The 22,174-nt window shown below is 41.8% G+C and carries 14 protein-coding genes; 7 read left to right on the top strand and 7 right to left on the bottom strand.

Annotation, left to right across the window (positions count from 1 at the left end):
• Window positions 1-456 precede the first annotated feature (456 nt).
• Window positions 457-3,570: an ATP-binding protein gene (locus IEY48_RS18420; protein WP_188922933.1), complete on the bottom strand. Its 3,114-nt coding sequence runs from the start codon at window positions 3,568-3,570 to the stop codon at window positions 457-459.
• 18 nt (window positions 3,571-3,588) lie between these two features.
• A complete protein-coding gene (locus tag IEY48_RS18425) occupies window positions 3,589-6,048 on the bottom strand; it encodes an EAL domain-containing protein (RefSeq protein ID WP_188922935.1) in 2,460 nt (819 codons plus the stop codon).
• A 172-nt stretch (window positions 6,049-6,220) separates the two neighbouring features.
• On the opposite strand from IEY48_RS18425, the gene IEY48_RS18430 reads away from it, so the two are divergent.
• From IEY48_RS18430 to IEY48_RS18440, 3 genes are all read left to right on the top strand, one after another.
• Window positions 6,221-9,289 (top strand): CHASE domain-containing protein, encoded by a 3,069-nt coding sequence (locus IEY48_RS18430; RefSeq protein ID WP_188922937.1) that lies wholly within the window; start codon window positions 6,221-6,223, stop codon window positions 9,287-9,289.
• 435 nt (window positions 9,290-9,724) lie between these two features.
• Complete coding sequence (locus IEY48_RS18435) at window positions 9,725-10,690, top strand: ABC transporter substrate-binding protein (RefSeq protein ID WP_188922939.1); 966 nt, start codon at window positions 9,725-9,727, stop codon at window positions 10,688-10,690.
• 3 nt (window positions 10,691-10,693) lie between these two features.
• On the top strand, window positions 10,694-12,022 hold the full coding sequence (locus IEY48_RS18440; RefSeq protein ID WP_188922948.1) for a diguanylate cyclase domain-containing protein: 1,329 nt from the start codon (window positions 10,694-10,696) through the stop codon (window positions 12,020-12,022).
• On the opposite strand, the gene IEY48_RS18445 is transcribed toward IEY48_RS18440, so the two are convergent.
• Entirely contained in the window at window positions 11,992-12,546 is a 555-nt protein-coding gene (locus IEY48_RS18445) for a hypothetical protein (RefSeq protein WP_188922950.1), read from the bottom strand. The genes IEY48_RS18440 and IEY48_RS18445 overlap by 31 nt on opposite strands.
• Window positions 12,547-12,687: 141 nt before the next feature.
• Here IEY48_RS18445 and ubiD point away from each other — a divergent pair, with 141 nt between their 5' ends.
• The 3 genes from ubiD to IEY48_RS18460 all read left to right on the top strand — a co-directional run bounded on the left by ubiD (window position 12,688) and on the right by IEY48_RS18460 (window position 15,639).
• Complete coding sequence (ubiD, locus tag IEY48_RS18450) at window positions 12,688-14,169, top strand: 4-hydroxy-3-polyprenylbenzoate decarboxylase (protein ID WP_188922952.1); 1,482 nt, start codon at window positions 12,688-12,690, stop codon at window positions 14,167-14,169.
• Between the two features lie 79 nt (window positions 14,170-14,248).
• Complete coding sequence (fre, locus tag IEY48_RS18455) at window positions 14,249-14,947, top strand: NAD(P)H-flavin reductase (RefSeq protein ID WP_188922954.1); 699 nt, start codon at window positions 14,249-14,251, stop codon at window positions 14,945-14,947.
• Window positions 14,948-15,060: 113 nt separating this feature from the next.
• The gene (locus IEY48_RS18460; protein ID WP_188922956.1) at window positions 15,061-15,639 is read left to right on the top strand and encodes a nucleoside triphosphate pyrophosphohydrolase family protein; all 579 of its coding nucleotides are present in this window, start codon (window positions 15,061-15,063) and stop codon (window positions 15,637-15,639) included.
• 55 nt (window positions 15,640-15,694) lie between these two features.
• On the opposite strand, the gene IEY48_RS18465 is transcribed toward IEY48_RS18460, so the two are convergent.
• From IEY48_RS18465 to uvrD, 4 genes are all read right to left on the bottom strand, one after another.
• Window positions 15,695-16,714, bottom strand: a complete 1,020-nt coding sequence (locus tag IEY48_RS18465; RefSeq protein WP_188922958.1) for a hypothetical protein — start codon at window positions 16,712-16,714, stop codon at window positions 15,695-15,697.
• 180 nt (window positions 16,715-16,894) lie between these two features.
• Entirely contained in the window at window positions 16,895-17,824 is a 930-nt protein-coding gene (locus tag IEY48_RS18470) for an alpha/beta hydrolase (protein ID WP_188922960.1), read from the bottom strand.
• Between the two features lie 32 nt (window positions 17,825-17,856).
• On the bottom strand, window positions 17,857-18,717 hold the full coding sequence (gene ubiA / locus IEY48_RS18475) for a 4-hydroxybenzoate octaprenyltransferase (RefSeq protein ID WP_188922966.1): 861 nt from the start codon (window positions 18,715-18,717) through the stop codon (window positions 17,857-17,859).
• 36 nt (window positions 18,718-18,753) lie between these two features.
• Entirely contained in the window at window positions 18,754-20,937 is a 2,184-nt protein-coding gene (gene uvrD / locus IEY48_RS18480; protein WP_188922962.1) for a DNA helicase II, read from the bottom strand.
• Between the two features lie 199 nt (window positions 20,938-21,136).
• Between uvrD and IEY48_RS18485 the strand changes: the two genes are divergently transcribed.
• The gene (locus tag IEY48_RS18485; protein ID WP_188922964.1) at window positions 21,137-22,015 is read left to right on the top strand and encodes a LysR family transcriptional regulator; all 879 of its coding nucleotides are present in this window, start codon (window positions 21,137-21,139) and stop codon (window positions 22,013-22,015) included.
• The last annotated feature ends 159 nt before the right edge of the window (window positions 22,016-22,174 follow it).

Genomic DNA, 22,174 nt, shown 5'->3' on the forward strand with positions numbered 1-22,174 from the left:
GCATACGAGCATCTTTTTCTGACTTTGATAATTTAACGAGTTCAAAAGCTGTGTAGTTTTTCAAAGAATAAAATGATTTAGAAATGATGAGCACATTAGATCACAATTCAATGCGGATTGGTATAACTTATACCGCCCCTTATAGAATGTGATCTATTTTAGGCTTTGTCACTAGAGGGCCTAGACCCAGTACAATGAAAATAACTGCTGGTGTAGTCATCTGCATCAAAGGCATTTAAAACGGTAATGGGGGTCGTAACACGGCCCCGACGGGCAAATTTATCAATGTGGTCTTCTTTGTTCGGCTTTCTTAAAGTATGACTACAGCATGCTGGAGATAGAAGTTGTCAAGCACACATGCTCTCTAATAGGCCATCAAAAGGCTGCCGAAAATACCGCACTGATAACTTTCGCTAAAGGAGCAGATTCTACTACGGATTGATACCCATACAGCCATTAACTTAGGGATGAAACTTCTGGATCAGTTTGCTCTAACCAGTACATGACTTTGTGTAAAAAAGCGCCTTTATCAATAGGTTTAGAAATAAAATCATCCATTCCCACGTTAAGGCAAGCCTCACGGTCACCTTCCATGGCATCGGCGGTCATCGCAATAATGGTCACTTCAGCCATTATTTCACCAGCCTCACCGCGCCTAATTAACTCAGTCGCCTTGTAACCGTCTAATATTGGCATTTGGCCATCCATTAACACCAATTGTAACTGGCTTTTGTGCTCAATATTATTGAGAAAGTTAATTGCCTCCTGACCATTATTAGCAGTATAAACAGTCACGGGTAACTCTTCTAATAACCCCTCAGCCACGATACGATTAATTTGGTTATCATCAACAACAAGTACGGTGTATTTTTTATCGCTAGTTGCTCGTGTAAGACTCGCATAAGCGAGTTTTGCATCTGTTCTGTCGGTATGAATATTAATCAATTTCGAATATGCATCAATAAGCTGCAGTGGTAGCACAGGTGCAATAAGATGCTTGCAATGAGTATTTTCAGGCACTGCGACACCCAATTCATCTCGACTCATCATGACTAATAAGGAGCCGCTTTCAGCTTGGTAGCGTGTTAACCACTGCTGGGTTTCGTTGACCGCTAAATGATTATCAATAATCACAACATCGGCACATGGAGAGTTTGGTTGTGCAGCCAACTCTTCATACGAGTTAATTAGTGTCACCTCAGCAGACCACGACTCACAATGCTTTTGCATGATATTCGCCGTTAAGTGATCGTCAATAAATATCAGCACCAGCTTATCTTTAAATGGATTATTTAACGGCTTTAAGCTGGTATCGCGATTATACTTAGCCACAATATTAAAAATGAATGTGCTCCCATTATCAAGCACACTACTCACACCAATATCACCACCTAATAACGTCACCAGCTGCTTAGAAATAGACAAACCTAAGCCTGTACCACCAAAGTCGCGAGTTATCGAACCATTCGCTTGAATAAAGGGCTTAAAAAGCTTTTTCTGCTGTGCTTGCGAAATGCCAATACCATTATCGGTAATTGAAAACTCCACATTGATATTATCTGACTCATCTGCGCGTGTACCGACCTTAACGATGATATAACCTTCGGTTGAAAACTTAATCGCATTGCCAATCAAATTCACTAACACTTGTTTAATACGATAAGGGTCACTGATTATTTTACGATGAGTTAGCTCGACATTATCAAGTAATAAAATAAGACCTTTCTCTTCAGCTCTAATGGACATCATATTAATGACACCACAGACATTTTCGAGCAAATCGAATGCGTCTAACTCGACTTGTAAATTGCCAGATTCAATTTTCGACAGATCTAACAGATCATTAATTAATACCGTTAACGTCGCAATGCTATTTTTAGCCATGGCTAAATAGCCTAATTGCTTCTCTGATAGGTATTCACGTTTAAGTAATTCAACCATGCCCCCGATCCCATTTAGCGGCGTGCGGATCTCATGGCTAATATTGGCAACAAATTCACTTTTTAATTGGTTAGCAGAAATGGCCTCTGTCGTCGCAGTTTCTAACTCTTGGGTACGTTGAATCACCTGTTGCTCTAGGGACTCATTCATTTGCAGGATTTTAGTTTCACCTCTTCGCGAGTCAGTTACATCTCGAATAATGGCTGAAATACTGCTCATATTTTTATTGTTCACCGCGATTACAGGCGACAAATTAACAGACAATACTTTATTTTGAGCACCATGGGACCGCGATTCTAATGTCACAACCATATGTTCTTTAGCATCAAATACTGCGGTAATTAATGCGCTGTCTAGCACTTTTTGTTCACTAACCTCATCTAATACTGCCAATAAGTTAGTATTTAGAGCATCTTGTTCAGATAAACCAAATAAAAAGGTAGCCGATTCATTCCAGCTCAAAATCATCCCTTGGCGATCAATACTGACAATCGCATCAGACGAGCCTGCAATGATCGCCTGATATAATGACTGGTTATCATAGAGCACCATTATTTTAGTAAGGTATTTTTGATATATCAGCACAACGGCCACCAGCACTGAAAAAATCACCAGCATAAGTAACATCATCATATTACGTTGTTGTACCCATAGCGCATCAACAGCCTGAGCTGGAAGCAAACCAATTAAGACTAATTGACGATCTTCATGCGATGATAAAAAGAATGTTTTGCCGATGGCCCAAAACGGTTGCTCGCCCAAGCTCACTTGTAAAATTTTACCGCCTACCGGCAAAGATGCTTGATGTGTTTGTGACTGCCATGTTGAGTCTGGAATGTTTAAATCAAAGCCAAAGTTGAGTGCAGGATCGGGGGCGATAATAAAATAGCCACTCGAATTTAAAATGGCTAATTCAAATAACGAATGCTTAAAATCTCGTTGTAATTGATCTAATAAAAAGCTGGCATCAATGTTTACAATAACAAAACCGAAATATTCACCTTGTGGGTCATAAAAAGGTTTTGCCACTCTAAACGTTGGCCAAATAGGGGTTTCAATCTCCCCATATTCTCGGTTTAAACTAATATCTGAAATATACTCTTCATTCGATTTAAGGGCGGAAATGGTAGAATAATATTCGCTGTTGCCTTTCTCTTGTAACAAGCTATCTGTTATGACAACAATCTTGTCGTTACGGCGCTCCACCCTCACAACCTCTCGGCCATTATTTAAACGACTAATAAAGCGAACTTGACGTACTTCAGGGTTGGTTTGAACAAAAGCACTGAACATGTCTTGCAGTCGACCCTGCCATTGCTGACGAGTGGTAGCATCAATAGGATCAATGCCATCATGTTGCAGCGCACGGCTTAGGCCATTAACAGAAGGGGTAGCGTGTAAAAACAAGATTTTATTAGCGTAATCAGTAAACACCTTACCCATTTCTTGCGCCGCGGTGTGGCTCAATTGTACTAAGGTTTTTTTATTACTCTCAATAATGGTTTGCTTGGCAAAAGTTGAATAGACCAGAAAGAAAAGTAAGCAGCAACAACCAATGGCAAAATAGCCCAAATAAGACAAGGTTTTATATCTGGCCTTATTATCACTATTCAACCATTGTTTGATCATAGATCCCCTTAAACTCAACTAAGCCTTATGCTGTAAAATAAAGGCATTAAAGTCGATAGCACTGAGCGGGCGACTAAACAAATACCCTTGTCCCATTAAGCAATTGAGTTCAAGCAACGCTTGCCGCTGTTCGTTAGTTTCCACACCTTCGGCAATCAGCGCTAACCCCATAGACTGCCCAAGGGAAATTATGGTTTTTACAATTTCATAATCATGCTTATTGTTTAACATGTCCTTAACAAAAGACATATCGATTTTCATGACATCGACATTAAACTTTTTCAAATAAGCCAAACTAGAATAGCCAGTGCCAAAATCATCAATAGAAATCTTTATTCCTAAAGACTTAAGTTGATACAACTTAGTTTGCATGTCAGCCGCATCAATCATCAACGCTGTCTCAGTGATTTCTAACTCAAGTAACTCAGCAGGTAATTGGTAATCATGGAGCGCTTTTTCAATAATATTGGCAAAATGAGGGTCTGCAAATTGTGCCACTGCCACATTGACCGAAATAGGAATATTTAAGCCCATATCTAACCAGGACTTAGCCTCTTGGCAAGCTTTGTATAACACCTGTTTACCCAGTTTAATGATTAAGCCGGTTTCCTCCGCCAAAGGAATAAACTCATTGGGTGAGATAAAGACCCCTTCGCTATCGGTCAGTCTAACAAGGGCTTCTGCTCCAATAATTTCATTGGTGGCTAAATTTATTTTGGGCTGGTAATGCACAAATAACTCATCATGAATAATGGCATTTCGCAAACAAGTCTCTAGTTGATGACGTTCGCGAATTGAACTCTCTAAATCATGAGAAAAAAAACTAAAGCGATTTCGGCCTTCTTGCTTAGCACGATACATCGCCACATCAGCATGACGCATCAACTCTTCAGCATCGTTAGCGTCATTAGGAAATACACTGATCCCGATACTGATAGACACACTGAATTTTTGTCCTGCCAAAACAAAAGGTTCATGCATTGCTTCTACTAATTTTGTGGCAAGTACCGACGACGCTTCAACAGAATGTGCATCGCTCATTAAAATAACAAACTCATCGCCTCCCAGTCTTGCTAACGTGTAAGAGGGTGGAATTAACGAACGCAGTCGCTGCGCCATTAAACAAATCATTTCATCACCCAGCTGATGTCCAAGCGAATCATTTAAATATTTAAAATGGTCAATATCCACCAATAGCGCCGCAGCTTTATTGCCAAATGACTCAGCCGCTGAACAGGCGACACTTAATCGGTCTTGCAATAAAATACGGTTAGGTAAATCCGTTAATTGGTCATGGTTTGCAAGGTGACTCATTTTCATCGCCATTGCCATTGCTTCACTGACATCATGAAACACCATAATGGCACCAATGACTTCGCCATTTTCATTACGAATAGGTGCTGCCGAATCTTCAACAGCAAAAACTTGTCCACCTCGGGCGGTTAACTGGCTATTTAACGCCATAGCAACAATACGCTGCTCTCTCAATGCAATGTACAAAGGGTTAAGCAGTGTGTGGCGTGTATTAGAGTCACGCAATTGCATAACGGTTTCAATTTTTTGATGCAATGCATCCTTAATCCACCAGCCCGTCATACGCTCAGCAATCGGATTCATAAAAGTGATTAACCCTCTGGTATCGGTGGCAATAACCGCATCGCCAATTGAGTTAAGCGTGACGCGTAAGCGCTCTTTCTCTGAGTACAAAGCCTGTTTGGCATGCTTTACCTCAGACACATCTACCAGCGTGACTAAGTAACCATCAATACCCGCCGCCGATTTCATTTTTGACTGAAAGACTTCGTAAAAGCTCGTACCAAGCTGATTTTTTACTGTGACGATATACTTCAGCGGTTCAGAGGTGGTTTGTTTTTGGTGTCTCAGTACTGCTGCGCTTAATTCAGGTGGGAAAATAGTCGAAATATGCTGGCCATCGATATGCCCGATTAACGTTTCAAACCAAGCGCCAGAGTAATCATTACTGAATAAGTTATTGCCCGAAGAGTCCCAATAAGTGATCAGCATAGGGACTTGATTGACTAATTGTTGTAATTCTTCTTTCGCTTTAACAATAAGATGATTTTGCTGCCTAAATTGAAGTTGCGTATGCACACGTAAGCAACAAATAGAAGCGTTAAACGGTTTGGTAATAAAGTCTACACCGCCACTTTCGAGTGCCAAACGTTCAAACTCAGGCTCTGTATGGCCTGTAATAAAAATAATGGGGATATCACTGTAACGAGGATCTGCTTTAAGAGCGCGACAGACTTGCCAGCCATCCATATCGGGCATTTCGATATCAAGTAGAATGACGTCGGGTTTGATTTTATCGATTAACGCAAATGCATTACTGCCCGATTCTGAAAAATATATATTGCCAAGAGGAGATAAAATATCTTCTAAAACAAATATATTTTGAATATCATCGTCAATAATTAAAATACGATATACGGTATTTGTGTAACCCGATAACAACATGATGCGGTAACTCCTTTTTCTTAAAACAACATCCATTTACACAGAACATATGGTGCAGGCTTTTTCACTTTACTGATTTTTACATTGAATTAACCACTAAAAAACAGTTAGGTTAACTAAGTTTAGCTGTGTAAGCACTTTTATACAGCGAAAGTTCATTATAGGTAGCAGAATGTTTAATCGTTTAACAAAACAAACGCAAATCAAAAGCTATAAATGGGCAAACTTTACGTCAATAATACTCTTATTAACAGGATTATTCATTGCTGTCATTCTTAAAAACAACATTGAAATACAGAACGGCGCACTGATTAAATTAAATTTAACTCAGCAAAGTAAACAACTAAGCCAAGAGGTTAAACAGCGGATACAAAAATTTGAATACGGTTTACAAGGATTAAGAGGCGCCATCAATACGACAGGCTTTGAGCATTTTAATTATCAGAAAAATTTAGCTTACTTTCACAGCCGAGATTATCCAAGAGAATTTCCAGGTGCACGTGGGTTTGGAGTGATAAGTGTTACGCCAAAAGCGCAATTAAATGCATTCTTGCAGCAGGCGAGTCAAGATCGTCAGCAAGCCTTTACCTTAAAACAGCTTAGTACCTCTCAAGACCCACTTTTTATTGTTAAATACATTGAACCAGAACAACCTAACATTGAATCTTTAGGGCTAGATATCGGTTCTGAGCCTAATCGCCGCAGAGCGGCATTGTCTTCAGCGGTGGCCAATGCTGCAGTACTGACGGCTCCAATTACCTTAGTGCAAGTAGACAATGAAATAAATCATGGTTTTCTTTTATTGCTGCCCTTATTCGACGCGAAAAACATTTCGAAAACGTCATCAGCGGAACTATTAGGCTGGGTTTATACGCCACTACTGATTAACGACATTTTAAAAACCTTAACCGACCAACAAAGTAATTTAAAACTGACCATTAGTGACATCGGCCCAACAGACAAAGTGCCGTTTTTTACTTCAAACAGCCGTAACAATACTAATGAACAACTCGTATTTGATGATAACCACGCCGTTGAGAACATCATTGAAATTTATGGCCGTCAATGGGCTGTAAAACTAACACCGTCGCAGCAGTGGATCGCAACACTGCATTTACCGAACCCGCAACAAGTATTCGCTATCACCCTGAGTAGTACTGTGCTGCTCATTATTATCCTACACATGTTTTTGCGCTATATCACTCGAAGTATGGATAGTGTAAGGCAAAAGATATCGCTGTTTTCGTTTATTGAAAACTCATCAGAATGCTTAATCGGTGTGGACAGTACTTTTACCATCCTTAACTGGAATCAATCTGCAGCCACTATTTTTAACCTGCAAAAATCAGTTTCAGAAAAGCAGCCTATCATTAATTACCTAAGTGATAGTATTAGCACCGATGTTTTGATTGCCTATTTTAAAAAAGTCGCTCGAGGCGAGCGCGTCAATAACATTCAGTTTTCTCATCAAGTTCATGGCGACACTGAAGCGCGCTCATTGGTACTAACGATTACGCCTTTACTCAAAGACAACCTATTTTTAGGTGCCAGCTTCACCATCAACGACGTGTCTGAATTCAAAGCCTTACAAACTCAATTACAACAACACAATACTGAGCTTAAAACCAAAGTTGATGAAAACACCATCGAAATAGAACAGGCAAACTTATTTCAGCAAAATATTCTCAATAGCAGCAAAGTGGCTATTATTGCGACTGATTCAACGGGGACGATTACTTTTTTCAGCAGCGGTGCGGAGCAACAACTTCGTTATAATGCAGAAGAAATACTAGGAAAAAACTTAACCAAACTCATGACTGGGGTCGCTCAAACAAAAAGCGACTTACCATCAGATACACAAAAAAACGACCCCACGCGACTAATTGATGGTAAAGATAACAATCTAATCAACTATATAGAGCAACAATTACAGCAACAGCAACACTTCTCTTTTACATGTCGATTAAAGCAAAAATACGGCGACTACAAACAGGTTAATTTACATGTTTCTGCGATGAAACAACGTCGCTTAGGCACCACAGAGTTTGTTTTTGTTGCAGAAGATTTAACCGAAAAGAATGCCTTACGAAAACAACTTAACTTAATCAGCGCAGCAGTTGAACACTCCCATAATATTTTGCTTTGGTTAACCCTAGATGGGGTGATTGTCCGTAGTAATCCATATGCCAATAGCGCATTAGGATACAGTGCTAACGAGATGCTTTGTCAGCATATCAACAACTTGCTCATGCCAAATACTGCACAAACATGGGAAGACACTAAACTCCAACTGTTGAACAGTCATCATCATGGTTTCGAGTGTCAGCTCATTACCGTACAAAAAGACATTCTATCTGTGCATATTTCAGCCAACATATTAAGCAGCGACAATACTGAATACATTTTTATTGAAGTACAACAAAAGGTTACCCAAGATGACCGTTCAGAGGCGCAGCCAAGCAGCACTGAATCGCTCAGTGGTCTTGAATTAATCGCAGCGCCAGGCATGCCAGTCACCACAACAGCGCAAACAAACTCAACAATAACCCCTTTAGCTCAGTTAACGTCTAAACACGCAGTAACAACTGAAACGCCGATGCCCCCCAAAACCATGATTATGTCATTTTGCCACAAACATCATATTGATTTTGCTAAAGCCCTCACTCGTCTCAGCGACAACAAAACCATCTACGCCAAAGCGCTAGCGTTATTTATCAATGACCTTATTGAATACACAGCAACCGAGGCATTAACAGTTAAAGGTGATCCTGAGCTAAAAATCATGTTCCATACCTTAAAAAGCTCTGCGGCAACCTTAGGCTTTAATGCCCTAGCTCAGTTTGTAAGCCAACAAGAAAGCATGATTAAAACGGGCGAGCAATTTAATAAAAAAGAGATGATTAACGAGTTCGTTCAACAGGCTAATATGGCGCTTCCTATTGCCAAGGATTTGTTACTGCTGCAAAGCAAATTGCCGCAAAAAGCCCCCATGCTGCAGGCTGAATCCACCCTAAAAGTAACCGAAGAATTTTTAGCCACATTTCAGAAATTAACAGAAGAAGTGAATATCTTTAATATGAATGCTTCGACTACTTTACTCAAAATAGCACCGACTCTTAATGTCATCGCACCTGAGCAATACTTGGCGCTTGAGTCTGAGATGAAAATATTAAATTATCAGCAAGCAGAAGTGATCCTTAATGAACTCTACCCTTTATTAATTAAGCATATTGATCAATGAATTAAGTGAGAGCCTGTTGATCTTTCAACGTTGTTTTTGCAGCGAATTGTTAGCCATTACTCACAAATACAACTGCGCGGCGGAGGCTTTGAGGTGAAGTGATTCTACATAAAAAGTCGATAAGGCAGTAAAAATGGTCAACAATCGCTGCCCGGAGGATTCAGCTAAAACGTTTTACTCGAACAAAATTCAACCAGCAAAGATCAACAGGCCTTAAACACAACCACCTTGCCATTAAAAGCTGTTCAAAAATCAACCACCTCACATTTGTGTTAATACTTTTGATTTACAGTTAATACACAGAGTACGGATAAAGTTGAAATATTCACAATATTTATCTCAAAATTATATACACTCACTACACTTAACTTACTGTCCCCTAATAAACTGTATTTAATGACGACACTGCTTACGAGGTTTATATACATATTGTTTATGCTGAGCATCATAGCCTGCTTAACCAGTTGTGAGCCTTCAAACAATGCATTCACATCAAAAGCATTGCAAAAACCAATAAAAATAGCCGTATCAAACACGCCGTTATCGGCGCCATTATTTATTGCACAACAGCAAGGTTATTTTGACCAGAATAATGTAAACGTTGAATTAATCAGGTTTGACGGTGGCGTAAAATGTTTTGACGCCATGGTTAATCGTGAGGCAGACTTTGCCACCTCGTCAGAAACTGTTGTGATGTTTAATAGCTTTAAACGCACCGACTTTTCTGTAATTGCAAGCTTTGTTGAATCAGATAATGACGTCAAGTTACTCAGTCTTAATCCGCAAAAATATAAGCACCTAGATAATCTAGCTAATGCTCGCATTGGGATAATTAAAGGCAGTTCGAGTGAGTTTTTCTTAGACAGTTTATTAATTATGTACAATAAAACTCAACAGCCAATCCAACGCGTCTATTTAAAATCAGACCAACTTTTACCCGCATTATTAAATGACAAAGTGGATATTATTTCGGCCTGGGAGCCACTGAGTTACTTACTCTCTACACAAATGTCGCGCTCGCCCGAAATCATTAACAGTCGTGGTTTGTACCATTTATCATTTAATCTTATTGGCCTAAAAGATTCTCATATTGAAAAAGATCAAAAATTGGCATTACTCAAAGCCATTAATCAAGCCACTGAATTTCTCAATAAATCTCCCAAACAAGCGCAACAGAATATGAGCCAAATTCTCGAAGTAGACGCCCAACAATTACAATACTCATGGAGCGACTATACTTTTAGATTGTCACTGAGTAATGCTCTGTTTTCCAATATTCAAACTCAAAGCCAGTGGGCAATAGACAATCAATTAGTTCCGCGTGAAAACCGTGTCGATTTTAGACTCATATTTGATAGAAAACTTCTTGAAACCTATACAAACCAAGAGGCTGGCTGGTAAGTTATGATGTTATCTAAGCGCCTTAAACTCACCGCGATGCTCTGCTCAATACTGACCTTTGTTGTTGGACTGTCGCTAGTGCAGGTACATAATTATCAACAACAAATTTATCGTCAATTAAACTACTCAATGAAACTGCAACTCAGTATTGACAGTTTGCGCAGTCAACTTTGGCTGTATCAAGAATACACAGATGAACAAGGATTGACTGAGCTAAACAATCGACAAGCTGAATTAGCCGCTGAGTTGTCGCAAAACATTGATTGGGATCCACAGCAAAAGCTCATTATTCAGAATATTAATCGGCTTAATACCAATGTGAGAACCTTAATTAATACCCAAAATAATTACCATAATCCGCAAGCCGCTCAACCAATCACACTGGCAGCAGAACGTTTATTTAAAGCCAAATACAGTATGGTCATTGAAGAGATGACCGAAGAAATGTTCCGTTTACATCAATTCTCAGTCACCCAGGCCAAAACCAAACAACAAACCCTATTATGGTTAGTCGGAGCCATATTATTCATACTCGCATTGTTAGTCACTGTATGGTCATTTATGACCTTAACCCGTTTCAAAAAAGGTTTAGCTTCGTTAAATAGCGGCATGGAAGCTCTTGCCTCGGGTGATTTAACCAGCCGCATTGTATTTAGCGATGCCGATGAGCTGTCTGCACTGGCCCACAACTTTAATTTAATGAAACAATCACTCACTCAAATCACTGTAAAAAAAGACAGCCTTAAACAAGAGGTTGACCGCCAAACCCACAAACTGATTGAACAACAAGAGCGGCTTATTTTCTTAGCGGAGCATGATGAATTAACCGGCATATATAATCGCCGCGCCTTTATAAAAAAAATCGACAGTGCCATTGCCAGAGACTTACGCTCAGATGATCAAGCCGCTTTATTGTTTATCGATCTCAATAAATTTAAGCAAATTAATGACTCACTAGGCCACAGCATTGGTGATGAAGTCATCGTCACTATCGCGCAACGCTTAATAAAAAACCTCAGGTCAACGGATATAGCCGGCAGGCTTGGTGGAGATGAATTTGTAGTATGGCTCGATTTAATCACTGAGCCGATTAATATCGATCAAAAAATTGAGCAGCTATTAAAGGCGATTCAAAAACCCATCAAGATTGCAGATCATACACTGGCAGTAGGAGCGAGCATTGGTGTTAGTATATTACCCAAAAATGGACTCAGTAGCCGCGAGCTTATTAGCGCCGCAGACACCGCAATGTATCAAGCCAAAGCTAATCATAACCTCGACTATTGCTACTACGCAGGCGATCACGGAGTCACGATTTTAGCAACCTCGTAAGTTTGCGTATTCCAATCAAAATAATATTCAACCCCTTGCCATTCGTAAACCGTGCCATTGTCGGTTTGAATCACTTTGGCGTTTTCAGGTAAGCGACTCAAGCCACTGCTCACTTCAGTGTATGTTGTAGTTTGCTGCGGCGCAGCATTAACCGAAACAGGCTGCTCAATCGTGCGATATTGAGTACTTGGTATCAGGCTTATTGCACTGTATGGGTAAACACCACGATAATTATTGATACCCCAACCGTAATTAAAGTGGCTATTAATGCCATTACGCCAACTAATACCAATACTTGGGCCCCAACCGTAATTGTTCCAACCCAGTCCCCAGCGCCAAGGATTGTATCGAGTGTGAGATTGATGATTAGGGCGATGATGCTGCCCTCCCATTGAGTGAGACTCACGATTAAGTCGTTCATCATTCAGCGGTGCTTTAGCCTGTACAGGTAAAATGGCACAGACACACAAACAAGCACAGGCAACAGCAGTGCTCAGTAATACTCGGGAATTGTTTATGTTCATCACTCACCTCTCACAAGCGCATCTATATAAGTTATTTTACGCTAAGTCTAGATAAAGTCGATATCCACCATTTTGCTTAACCCTATATTAGAAAAATGCTATAGTGCGCGCCATGTTGGATTTGATATTCAGGCGGTAACCATGAGTTTTAAGGATTTACGCAGCTTCATCGAGCATTTAGAAGCCAATGGTGAACTCAAGCGCATTAGTCACCCTGTTGACCCTTATTTAGAAATGACTGAAATTGCTGATCGTGTTTTACGATCGGGCGGTCCCGCGCTGTTATTCGAAAACCCAACCAATCACACCATGCCGGTATTGGCCAACCTATTTGGCACCCCAAAACGTGTTGCCATGGCATTAGGTAAAGACGACCCCATTGCACTGCGTGAAGTGGGCGAGTTATTAGCATTTTTAAAAGAGCCTGAACCACCAAGTGGGTTTAAAGACGCGATTGCTAAAATCCCGATGTTTAAGCAGGCATTAAATATGCCGCCAAAAACGGTACGCAATCCGCCTTGTCAGCAAGTGGTTAAAACCGGAGATGAAGTAGATCTCACAACTTTACCTATCCAACATTGCTGGCCTGGAGATGTTGCGCCATTGGTCACCTGGGGCTTAACCATTACCAAAGGCCCACGCCAAAAACGTCAAAATTTGGGGATTTATCGTCAGCAATTATTAGGTAAAAACAAACTCATTATGCGCTGGTTAGATCACCGTGGCGGCGCGTTAGACTTTAAAGACTTTAAGCAACAACATCCTGGCGAACGTTATCCAGTGGTAGTGGCATTAGGCAGTGACCCTGTCACTATTTTAGGTGCCGTAACCCCTGTACCAGACTCAATGAGCGAATACGCCTTTGCAGGTTTACTGCGCGGCGAGCGCACCGAAGTTTGTAAAGCCATTAGCTGCGATTTAGAAGTGCCAGCCACCAGCGAAATCATTTTAGAAGGCTATATCGACCCGGATGAAACCGCGGAAGAAGGCCCATATGGCGATCACACTGGTTATTATAACGAAACCGACTCATTCCCAGTATTTACGGTAACCCATATCACTCACCGTAAAGATGCCATTTATCACAGTACCTATACCGGCCGTCCACCTGATGAACCTGCCATGTTGGGTGTTGCATTAAACGAAGTGTTTGTGCCGATTTTGCGTAAGCAATACCCTGAGATTGTCGACTTTTACTTACCGCCAGAAGGCTGTTCGTATCGCATGGCAATCATATCCATTCGCAAACAATACCCAGGACATGCCAAACGGGTCATGATGGGCGCGTGGTCTTTCTTACGCCAATTTATGTACACTAAGTTTATTGTCATTGTTGACGAAGATGTCAATTGCCGTGATTGGCAGGATGTCATTTGGGCCATTACGACTCGTATGGACCCAACCCGCGATACCATGCTGGTTGATAATACCCCAATTGATTATCTCGACTTTGCCTCGCCAGTGGCAGGCTTAGGGTCAAAAATGGGCTTAGATGCTACAAACAAATGGCCAGGTGAAACCACCCGCGAATGGGGCACACCAATTGTGATGGACCCTGAAGTGAAACAAAAAGTGGATCAAATTTGGGATGATCTCGGCATAGACGACATACCTACATTATAGCCAAAGTGATCCCCCTCAGAGGCGATTAGCTATAATGAAGTGATTGAAGATATTTAAAAAAGGGCATAAAGGACGTTAGATGAAAACCATTCGTTGTCAGATTGAAAAAGTCACCCCGTTTAATGACGCGGTTTACCAAGTATTGTTAAAACCAGAAACCGCCTTTGACTTTAAGGCTGGCCAATACTTGAGTGTGGTCATGGGTGAAAAAGACAAACGTCCTTTTTCTATTGCTTCTGCACCTAATGCTGCATTAATAGAATTACACATTGGCGCGGCAGTAAGCGAAAGCTACCCAATGCAAGTAGTAGAGCGTCTAAAAACCTCGACGCATATCGACATTGAAGCCCCAGCTGGTGACGCATATTTACGTAGCGACAGCCACAGACCACGCATTTTAATTGCCGGCGGCACGGGCTTTTCATACATTAAAAGCATTGTTGAGCAGCAAATAGCTAACGGTGAAACCGTCAATACCAAGTTTTATTGGGGTTGCCGCAATGAAGATGCCATGTACTATCAAGAAATTGCCCGTAAATGGCATACAGAAAACGAATGGCTAGAGTTTATCCCAACCATCGAAGAAGTCAGCGATACCTGGCAAGGTAAACAAGCTAACCTGCTTGAACAGATTAAGCATGATTTTATCAGCCTAAATGGTTACGACATTTACATCGCAGGCCGTTTTGACATGGTAGGCGCTGCACGCGAACTCTTTCGCGAACTTGGTGTTGAAGAAGCCCACTTATACGGCGATGCTTTCGCATTTATTAAATAAGTCTTGAGCGTCTGTAACCGCTCATGACGCCCATAAAAAACCGGCAACCTTGTCGGTTTTTTTATCGCATTCAATTTATTATTTTTAGACATTTTTACGATTAAGGTAGCCCGATGAAACTCAGCCAATTAACCCAACCTATTTTTAACCACCTATACCGCGATATCTTTGAGTTTCGCAGCACCTTTGATTTACCCGTTAACGATTCAACAAGCCTTGATGATCAGGCCGACACCCTGCACACCTCATTAATTATTGAAGAAATGACTGAGTTGGCAGAAGCGGATTCGCGTATTGAACAAGCAGATGCAATCGTAGACTCTGTCTATGTCTTAATGGGTCGCCTAGTGCACCTAGGTGCCGCTCAGGTGAGCGATCGTATCGAGATCAGCTATCTTATCGATTTACTATTAAACGTAGCTAAAAACCGCGAAATCGATTTCATTAAATGTTGGGATGAAGTCCACTCAAGCAACATGAGTAAAGTGTGCCGCAATGAGCAAGAACTTGATGAAACCATAGCCCATTACGCCCAACAAGGTGTTGAAATTGTTGGCAGCAAAAAAGGCGAGTTTATCATCGCTAAGTGCGCTAAAGATGTCGACATGGGGGGTAAAGTGGTTCGCCAGGGCAAAGTGTTAAAGTCGGTTTATTACCGCCCAGCAGACTTAACGAGCCTAGTGCAAAATTAATAGAACTCATTTACCCCATAAAACATGCGCTTATAATGCGCATGTTTTATGGGTTTTATGCCGCTTGCGATAATTTAGCGCTATTGAGCGTATTCATTAACTGCTGCGGCTCATCAACACTCAAATGTATCACTGTCATCGGTTCGGGTAACTGCCCCATACCGCCATGGTAAATAACAGGGCGATTTAGCTTAATAGTGACGTTACTTTGCCCGCCACCAATACTTATCGTCTTAGCATCCTCCTGATGTATTTCGGCTAACGGCTGATTTGTGACCTCGGCAATACCAGTAAGATTAATCACCATAAAGCCCCACAAAGAATTGTTAATCACTAAGTTATCTCTCATTAAATACAACGAGTAATAACGCGACAATCTGTGGTTAGCCACCATAGACATTAAGGTGTAGCCAATAATGCTCGAGACAATAATCGCCACCCACTCGCTCCACGACACCAATAAAAAATAACTGCTACAAGATGCAACAATGCAGCCGGTTAACATCAACCACACATGCCAGCGCGCGGCACTCTTAAGGTTAATGTTGGCAATGGCAGGCGGATGATTGCGTGAAAACCACGGAATAGCATAAAACCAGTTTGTTGCTTCGCTCGCCATAATCAGCGCAATCGTTAAACTTTTATCATCGCCTTCACGATAGGTTTCAACGGCGCCCACTCGAGGGTCGCCCTTAAGCTTGCGCACCTTAAATAATCCACGCACGACACTCACAATCAAATACAATTCAATAATGAGTAACACGGCAATGATGGGGTAGCGTAGCCAGGCAATAAACTCAAAATAGTGCGCAATTTCAGTAGGAAAACTCAGCCGTGCAACCAGACTGCTTAAGCTAAAAATGACAATTAACTTCCACAGTTTTTGGGCACCTTTTTTAATAATGCAATACCAATAACTCAAAGGCAGTAGCACAAAATACAGCGCAGAAATAAGGTACAAAGCACGCTTGTCAGCATCGCTAGCTAACGTCTCTGGCGTCCAGTTAACACCTATCACGAAACTGAATATCATTAAGACTAAAAAAACTAACCGGTACTTTATTGTTGCTCTCATTCAATACTCATCCTTGGGCTATTTTAATCACATTAATACTCTGTGCTACGTATTGATATTGGGGCAATATAAATTTAAACAAGTTGTTAACATAACAATAAACCCGCCCTGCCACGAGGTAGGTTACATACTAAGTTGTTACAAGAAATGACCGATAACTATGAGCTCGCCTAGCTTAAGTTAATCAGCACGTTTAAATAGCCACGACAAACCGTGAATCGCTGTCGTTGGAAACGCCATTGAATGATCTGCTTCTGGGATAACTAACAGCTTTAGCTGCAATGTACCCGCGTTAACAGAGGGGTGAGAATGAAGAGTTTGATAAAATGCCTGCGCGTCGCTCACCATTTGATGCTTATTGTGGGTATAAGGCGGTCTTTCTAATTCACCAATACCAATAAAGACCTTAGCGGACAAGGCTTGCATTTGGTTAAAATTTTGAATAAATCGCTGTAATAAGTGCTTATTATCAAACCACAATGAAGGGCTGCCCAGCACATAGTTGGAAAATAATGTAGGTTGCTCCAGTAACACATATGCACCAAATAACCCGCCGAGCGAATTCCCCATAAAGGTATTTTGTTGAGTATCAACTCGATATTGATGTTCGACAAAAGGCATGACAGTGTCGCGTATAAAACGGAGATGTCGCTTTGCCTCACCCGTGTTGAGCTTCCAACTAGAGTCATGGCTTGGGGTATAATCTCGAATACGACTCGAGGCCCCTTTACTGCCCTTTTGATAGCCAATAGCGACCAAAATCGCCTGATGCATCACATTGCTATTCATGGGGAATCGCGTTGCGCCAGAGACCACTTGCATACTGTACATACCATCTGTCATGTAGATAACAGGGTAATGGTGCGTGCTATTTTGCTGATAATTTTTAGGTAATTTGACCATCAACTGATAGTCACGACTGTCATCTTTAAGAGTAAATTGCTGGGTGCGGGGAATATTAACTACAGCAGCTGACGCATATACTTCGGCCCACTGACTGGCAAGTTGTGATGGTACATTGTGGCTGTTTTCAGCATTAACAACCAAACTATAAAGTGATAAATAGCCACAACACAACAAGCCAACAAAATGGTATAGCGTATTCATCATGTTCAAGCATCCATGCCCATATCAGTAACGAACTAAACGAGATAATCTAGCGACAGTGCGCTAAACAGTACCATCCCAGCCCAGTTATTATTTAAAAATGCCTTAAAACAAGGAGCACGTTCACGGCGGTAAATTAACCTTTGCTGATATACCGCAAAACCAATAAAGCTCACAATACCTAAAGCGTAAATCACGCCACGCTCAGCCATCAACCCAGCCATCACAAAACAACCTAAAGCCGCTAATTGAAACAAGCCGATAATCTGTCGATCAAAACGGCCAAATAAAATCGCGGTAGACTTAATCCCCACCTTTAAATCGTCATCACGATCAACCATCGCATACATGGTGTCGTACGCGACAGTCCAGCACCAATTGGCCATAAACAGCCACCAGGCTTCAACCGGTACTTCACCAAGTTGCGCGGCATAAGCCATCGGAATTGACCAACTCCATACAATGCCCAAAAACATTTGTGGCATGTTGGTTACCCGTTTCATAAACGGGTACATTATGGTCAAGATAATGCCCACAACCGATAGCTGTACCACCAGCATATTAAGCCAAAGCACCAAACTAAATGCCGCTAAACCAAGCACAACAAATAAGCTTAATGCCTCTTTGGTACTGACCTCACCTGACACAAGTGGTCGCATATTAGTACGCTCAACATGGGCATCTAAATTGCGATCTGCATAGTCATTAATAATGCAGCCATTAGCGCGCATGATCACCACACCAATAATAAAGATAATCAGCACTCTGGTATCAGGCATACCTTGGGCAGCCAACACCAGTGCCATTAAACATGGCCAAAATAAAAGTAGTGTGCCAATGGGCCTATCAATGCGCATTAATCGGGCGTAGGCCCGTAATTTGTCAGATAATGACATCGATGTTGTCTCTCCGTGATATTGCACACTCACTCCTTAACAGCGTTCTAACTTAGCCAGTGACACTAACAACCATTTACTGCCAAAATCACTAAAATTAACTTGTACGCGGGCTTTTTCACCAGCCCCTTCAAAGTTAGTCACAACCCCTTCGCCAAACTTAAAGTGTTTCACTTTTGAACCCACTTTGTAACCCGTTGAGTTGATCCCACTTGGCGCATTAGATGCGCTGCTTGAACGCGCAGGAAAACGTTGGCTTATTGACGGTGCAACCTGGGCTCGTAAGCGAATTTGCTCAACGTACTTTTCAGGGATTTCATTAATAAAACGTGACGGGCTGGCATAATCTTCACGGCCATAAATGCGCCGAGATTCAGCATAACTAATGTAAAGTTTCTGCATTGCGCGGGTCATACCGACATAACAAAGACGGCGTTCTTCATCTAAACGATCGCCTTCATCAAGGGCCATTTTGCTCGGAAAAATGCCTTCTTCCACACCCGCCATAAACACCATAGGAAACTCAAGGCCTTTGGCCGAATGCAACGTCATTAGCTGCACCGCATCGGTAAAGGCATCAGCTTGCCCTTCGCCTGCCTCTAGCGCCGCGTGCGACAAAAAGGCATTCAACTCACCCATGTCTTCAAGCTCTTCTGGCATTTCAAAACTACGTGCGGCGGTGACTAATTCATTTAAGTTTTCAATTCGCGCCTGGGCTTTTTCACCTTTTTCTGCTTCATACATCGCCCGCAAACCGGAGCGCTCAATGACGCTATCAGCCATGCGATACAACAACATATCGGCCGTGTCGGTGCGCATTGAGATAATGAGTTCTAAAAAGCCATTCACGGCATTGGCAGCGCGGCCAGCAAGGACTTTTTCTTCTAACAAGCGCACACTGGCTTGCCATAAGGTTAACTGATTCTGTCTGGCGGTTGAGCGCACAATATCGAGAGTACGGCCGCCAATACCACGGGCAGGCGTGTTAACCACACGCTCAAATGCGGCATCATCATCTTTGTTATTAATAAGACGCATGTAACCCATGGCATCTTTGATTTCCTGGCGCTCGAAGAAGCGAAGACCACCGTATATACGATAAGCTAAGCCTTTATGTAAAAAGGCTTCTTCTAACACACGAGACTGCGCATTTGAGCGGTATAAAATCGCACATTCGCTTAAGCTGCCGCCCTTTTCTTGCCAGTCGCTAATGCGCGCAACAATAAATTTAGCTTCGTCCATTTCATTAAAAGCACAATAAACTGAAATAGGTTCGCCATCTTTATCTTCGGTCCATAACTCTTTACCTAAACGGTCAGGGTTATTGGCAATTAAAGAGTTAGATGCATTAAGAATATTGGCACTTGAGCGGTAATTTTGCTCTAAACGGATTGTCGATGCGCCGGGAAAATCTTTTAAAAAACGGTGCAAGTTTTCAATTTGTGCACCACGCCAGCCGTAAATAGATTGGTCATCATCACCCACAATCATCACATTGGCAGTATTACCGGCTAATACACGGATCCATGCATATTGAATGGCGTTAGTGTCTTGAAATTCGTCCACCAAAATATGACGGAAGCGTTCTTGATAATGGGCTAACAAATGCGGTTTATTAAGCCATAACTCATGAGCGCGTAATAAGATTTCGGCAAAGTCGACTAAACCAGCACGGTCGCAAGACTCTTGATAAACCTTATAAATATTTAATAAATTTTGCTCAATCGGAAAGCCACCCGCATCAATATGCTTAGGGCGTAAACCTTGGTCTTTTTTACCGTTAATATAACCTTGAGCCTGACGTGGAGGATATTGCTTTTCGTCTAAATTAAGGCTTTTTAGAATACGTTTAAGTAAACGCAACTGGTCGTCAGAATCGATAATCTGGAAGCTTTGCGGTAAGTTTGCATCTTGATAATGAGTGCGCAATAACCGGTGAGCAAGGCCATGGAAAGTACCTATCCACATCCGCCCCATGTTAGTACCAACCACTTTTTCCACACGTTCACGCATTTCTGCAGCCGCTTTGTTGGTAAAAGTCACCGCTAAAATAGAATACGGACTTTGTTGCTCCACTTGCATTAACCACGCAATACGGTGGGTTAACACACGGGTCTTGCCACTGCCTGCACCCGCTAACACCAACATATTTGAAAGTGGCGCGCCGACTGCCTCACGCTGCTTATCGTTTAGGCCGTCTAATAATGATGATACGTCCATTCTTCCTCCCAGAAATCTGCGAGGCATTATATATCAATTAGCCCATAAATGGCGTGCAATAGTTTGCCTATTTGCACATTGACTGCGCAGATACATCAATAACTAAACCCCCTATGACGGCCATCAGCATTGCACTAAATTGACAATGACAGACACCAAAATTACTATACAAATGAATATACTGACTTAGGCTGACACATTGAACATCAAAGATTTAGAGCTGTTTATTGCCGTGGCAAAATTAGGCAGCTTTTCTAAGGCGGCCCAATCGCTCAATACTCGCCGTGCACTGGTCAGCCGCCGTATAGCCGATCTTGAAAAGCAACTCGGCGCCCCTTTGTTTACCCGCACCACCCGAGTGATGACATTAACCGCATCGGGTAAACGCTATTTAGCCCAAATAACCCCATTGGTTCACCAACTTAACCATGCTGGAGATGTATTTAAGCATCGTCATGATGACGTTCAAGGTAGGTTGACCGTTGGTTTACAGCCGTTTGTTGATAAGTTAATCGACCGACACATTGCTCATTTCATCCATACTTATCCGCAAGTGCAGTTAGAAATAATGATTGTGCCTGGCCATCATCAAGACATTAAACGCTTAAATTTAGACTGCATGATTAATACCGGCGATGTCAGTAACGACAATATCAGTAAACAAAAGCTCATGACTTTTGAGCGAAAAATGTATGCAAGCAGCGTGTATTTAGAAAAATCATCGGTGATTGAAACCATTGATGATTTACACTATCACTCCTTGCTGGGTTATCGTTCTGCCGAAGGTATTTTAGAGCACCAATGGCAGTTTCAGCATGCGCAAATCAGCGCAAATTACAAAGTCATATGCAGTGATTACAACTCCCTTTACCATTTTTGTTTAGGTGGCGCTGGCATTACTCTACTGCCAAAAATCATTGCGGTTGATGCTGTAGAGAACCAACAATTAGTCAACGTATTACCTGAGCTCAGTGCCGGTTTTACTGACATTAATATTCTGTATCCAAAAGACAATCGCTTGTCTGCTGTCGCCAAAGTGTTTACTGAGCACCTAACCGAAACCGTTAAATTAGCTTAAACGCCGCCACATATTCTAGCGCCAACCAATCGCCATCGAGTAGGGTGAGGCGTCACCGCCCCATCCCTCTCACAGAACCGTACGTACGGACCTCGTATACGGCTCATGCATACTTCCATTCAGCATAGTTGCTGAACACATACCCTGTCCTATCATGCG

Source organism: Shewanella saliphila, from assembly GCF_014648295.1.
GTDB classification, from domain to species: domain Bacteria; phylum Pseudomonadota; class Gammaproteobacteria; order Enterobacterales; family Shewanellaceae; genus Shewanella; species Shewanella saliphila.

Coding starts and splice junctions, on each gene's coding strand:
- IEY48_RS18420 (WP_188922933.1), bottom strand. CDS start 3,570: ATGATCAAACAATGGTTGAATAGTGATAATAAGGCCAGATATAAAACC.
- IEY48_RS18425 (WP_188922935.1), bottom strand. CDS start 6,048: ATGTTGTTATCGGGTTACACAAATACCGTATATCGTATTTTAATTATT.
- IEY48_RS18430 (WP_188922937.1), top strand. CDS start 6,221: ATGTTTAATCGTTTAACAAAACAAACGCAAATCAAAAGCTATAAATGG.
- IEY48_RS18435 (WP_188922939.1), top strand. CDS start 9,725: ATGCTGAGCATCATAGCCTGCTTAACCAGTTGTGAGCCTTCAAACAAT.
- IEY48_RS18440 (WP_188922948.1), top strand. CDS start 10,694: ATGATGTTATCTAAGCGCCTTAAACTCACCGCGATGCTCTGCTCAATA.
- IEY48_RS18445 (WP_188922950.1), bottom strand. CDS start 12,546: ATGAACATAAACAATTCCCGAGTATTACTGAGCACTGCTGTTGCCTGT.
- ubiD (WP_188922952.1), top strand. CDS start 12,688: ATGAGTTTTAAGGATTTACGCAGCTTCATCGAGCATTTAGAAGCCAAT.
- fre (WP_188922954.1), top strand. CDS start 14,249: ATGAAAACCATTCGTTGTCAGATTGAAAAAGTCACCCCGTTTAATGAC.
- IEY48_RS18460 (WP_188922956.1), top strand. CDS start 15,061: ATGAAACTCAGCCAATTAACCCAACCTATTTTTAACCACCTATACCGC.
- IEY48_RS18465 (WP_188922958.1), bottom strand. CDS start 16,714: ATGAGAGCAACAATAAAGTACCGGTTAGTTTTTTTAGTCTTAATGATA.
- IEY48_RS18470 (WP_188922960.1), bottom strand. CDS start 17,824: ATGATGAATACGCTATACCATTTTGTTGGCTTGTTGTGTTGTGGCTAT.
- ubiA (WP_188922966.1), bottom strand. CDS start 18,717: ATGTCATTATCTGACAAATTACGGGCCTACGCCCGATTAATGCGCATT.
- uvrD (WP_188922962.1), bottom strand. CDS start 20,937: ATGGACGTATCATCATTATTAGACGGCCTAAACGATAAGCAGCGTGAG.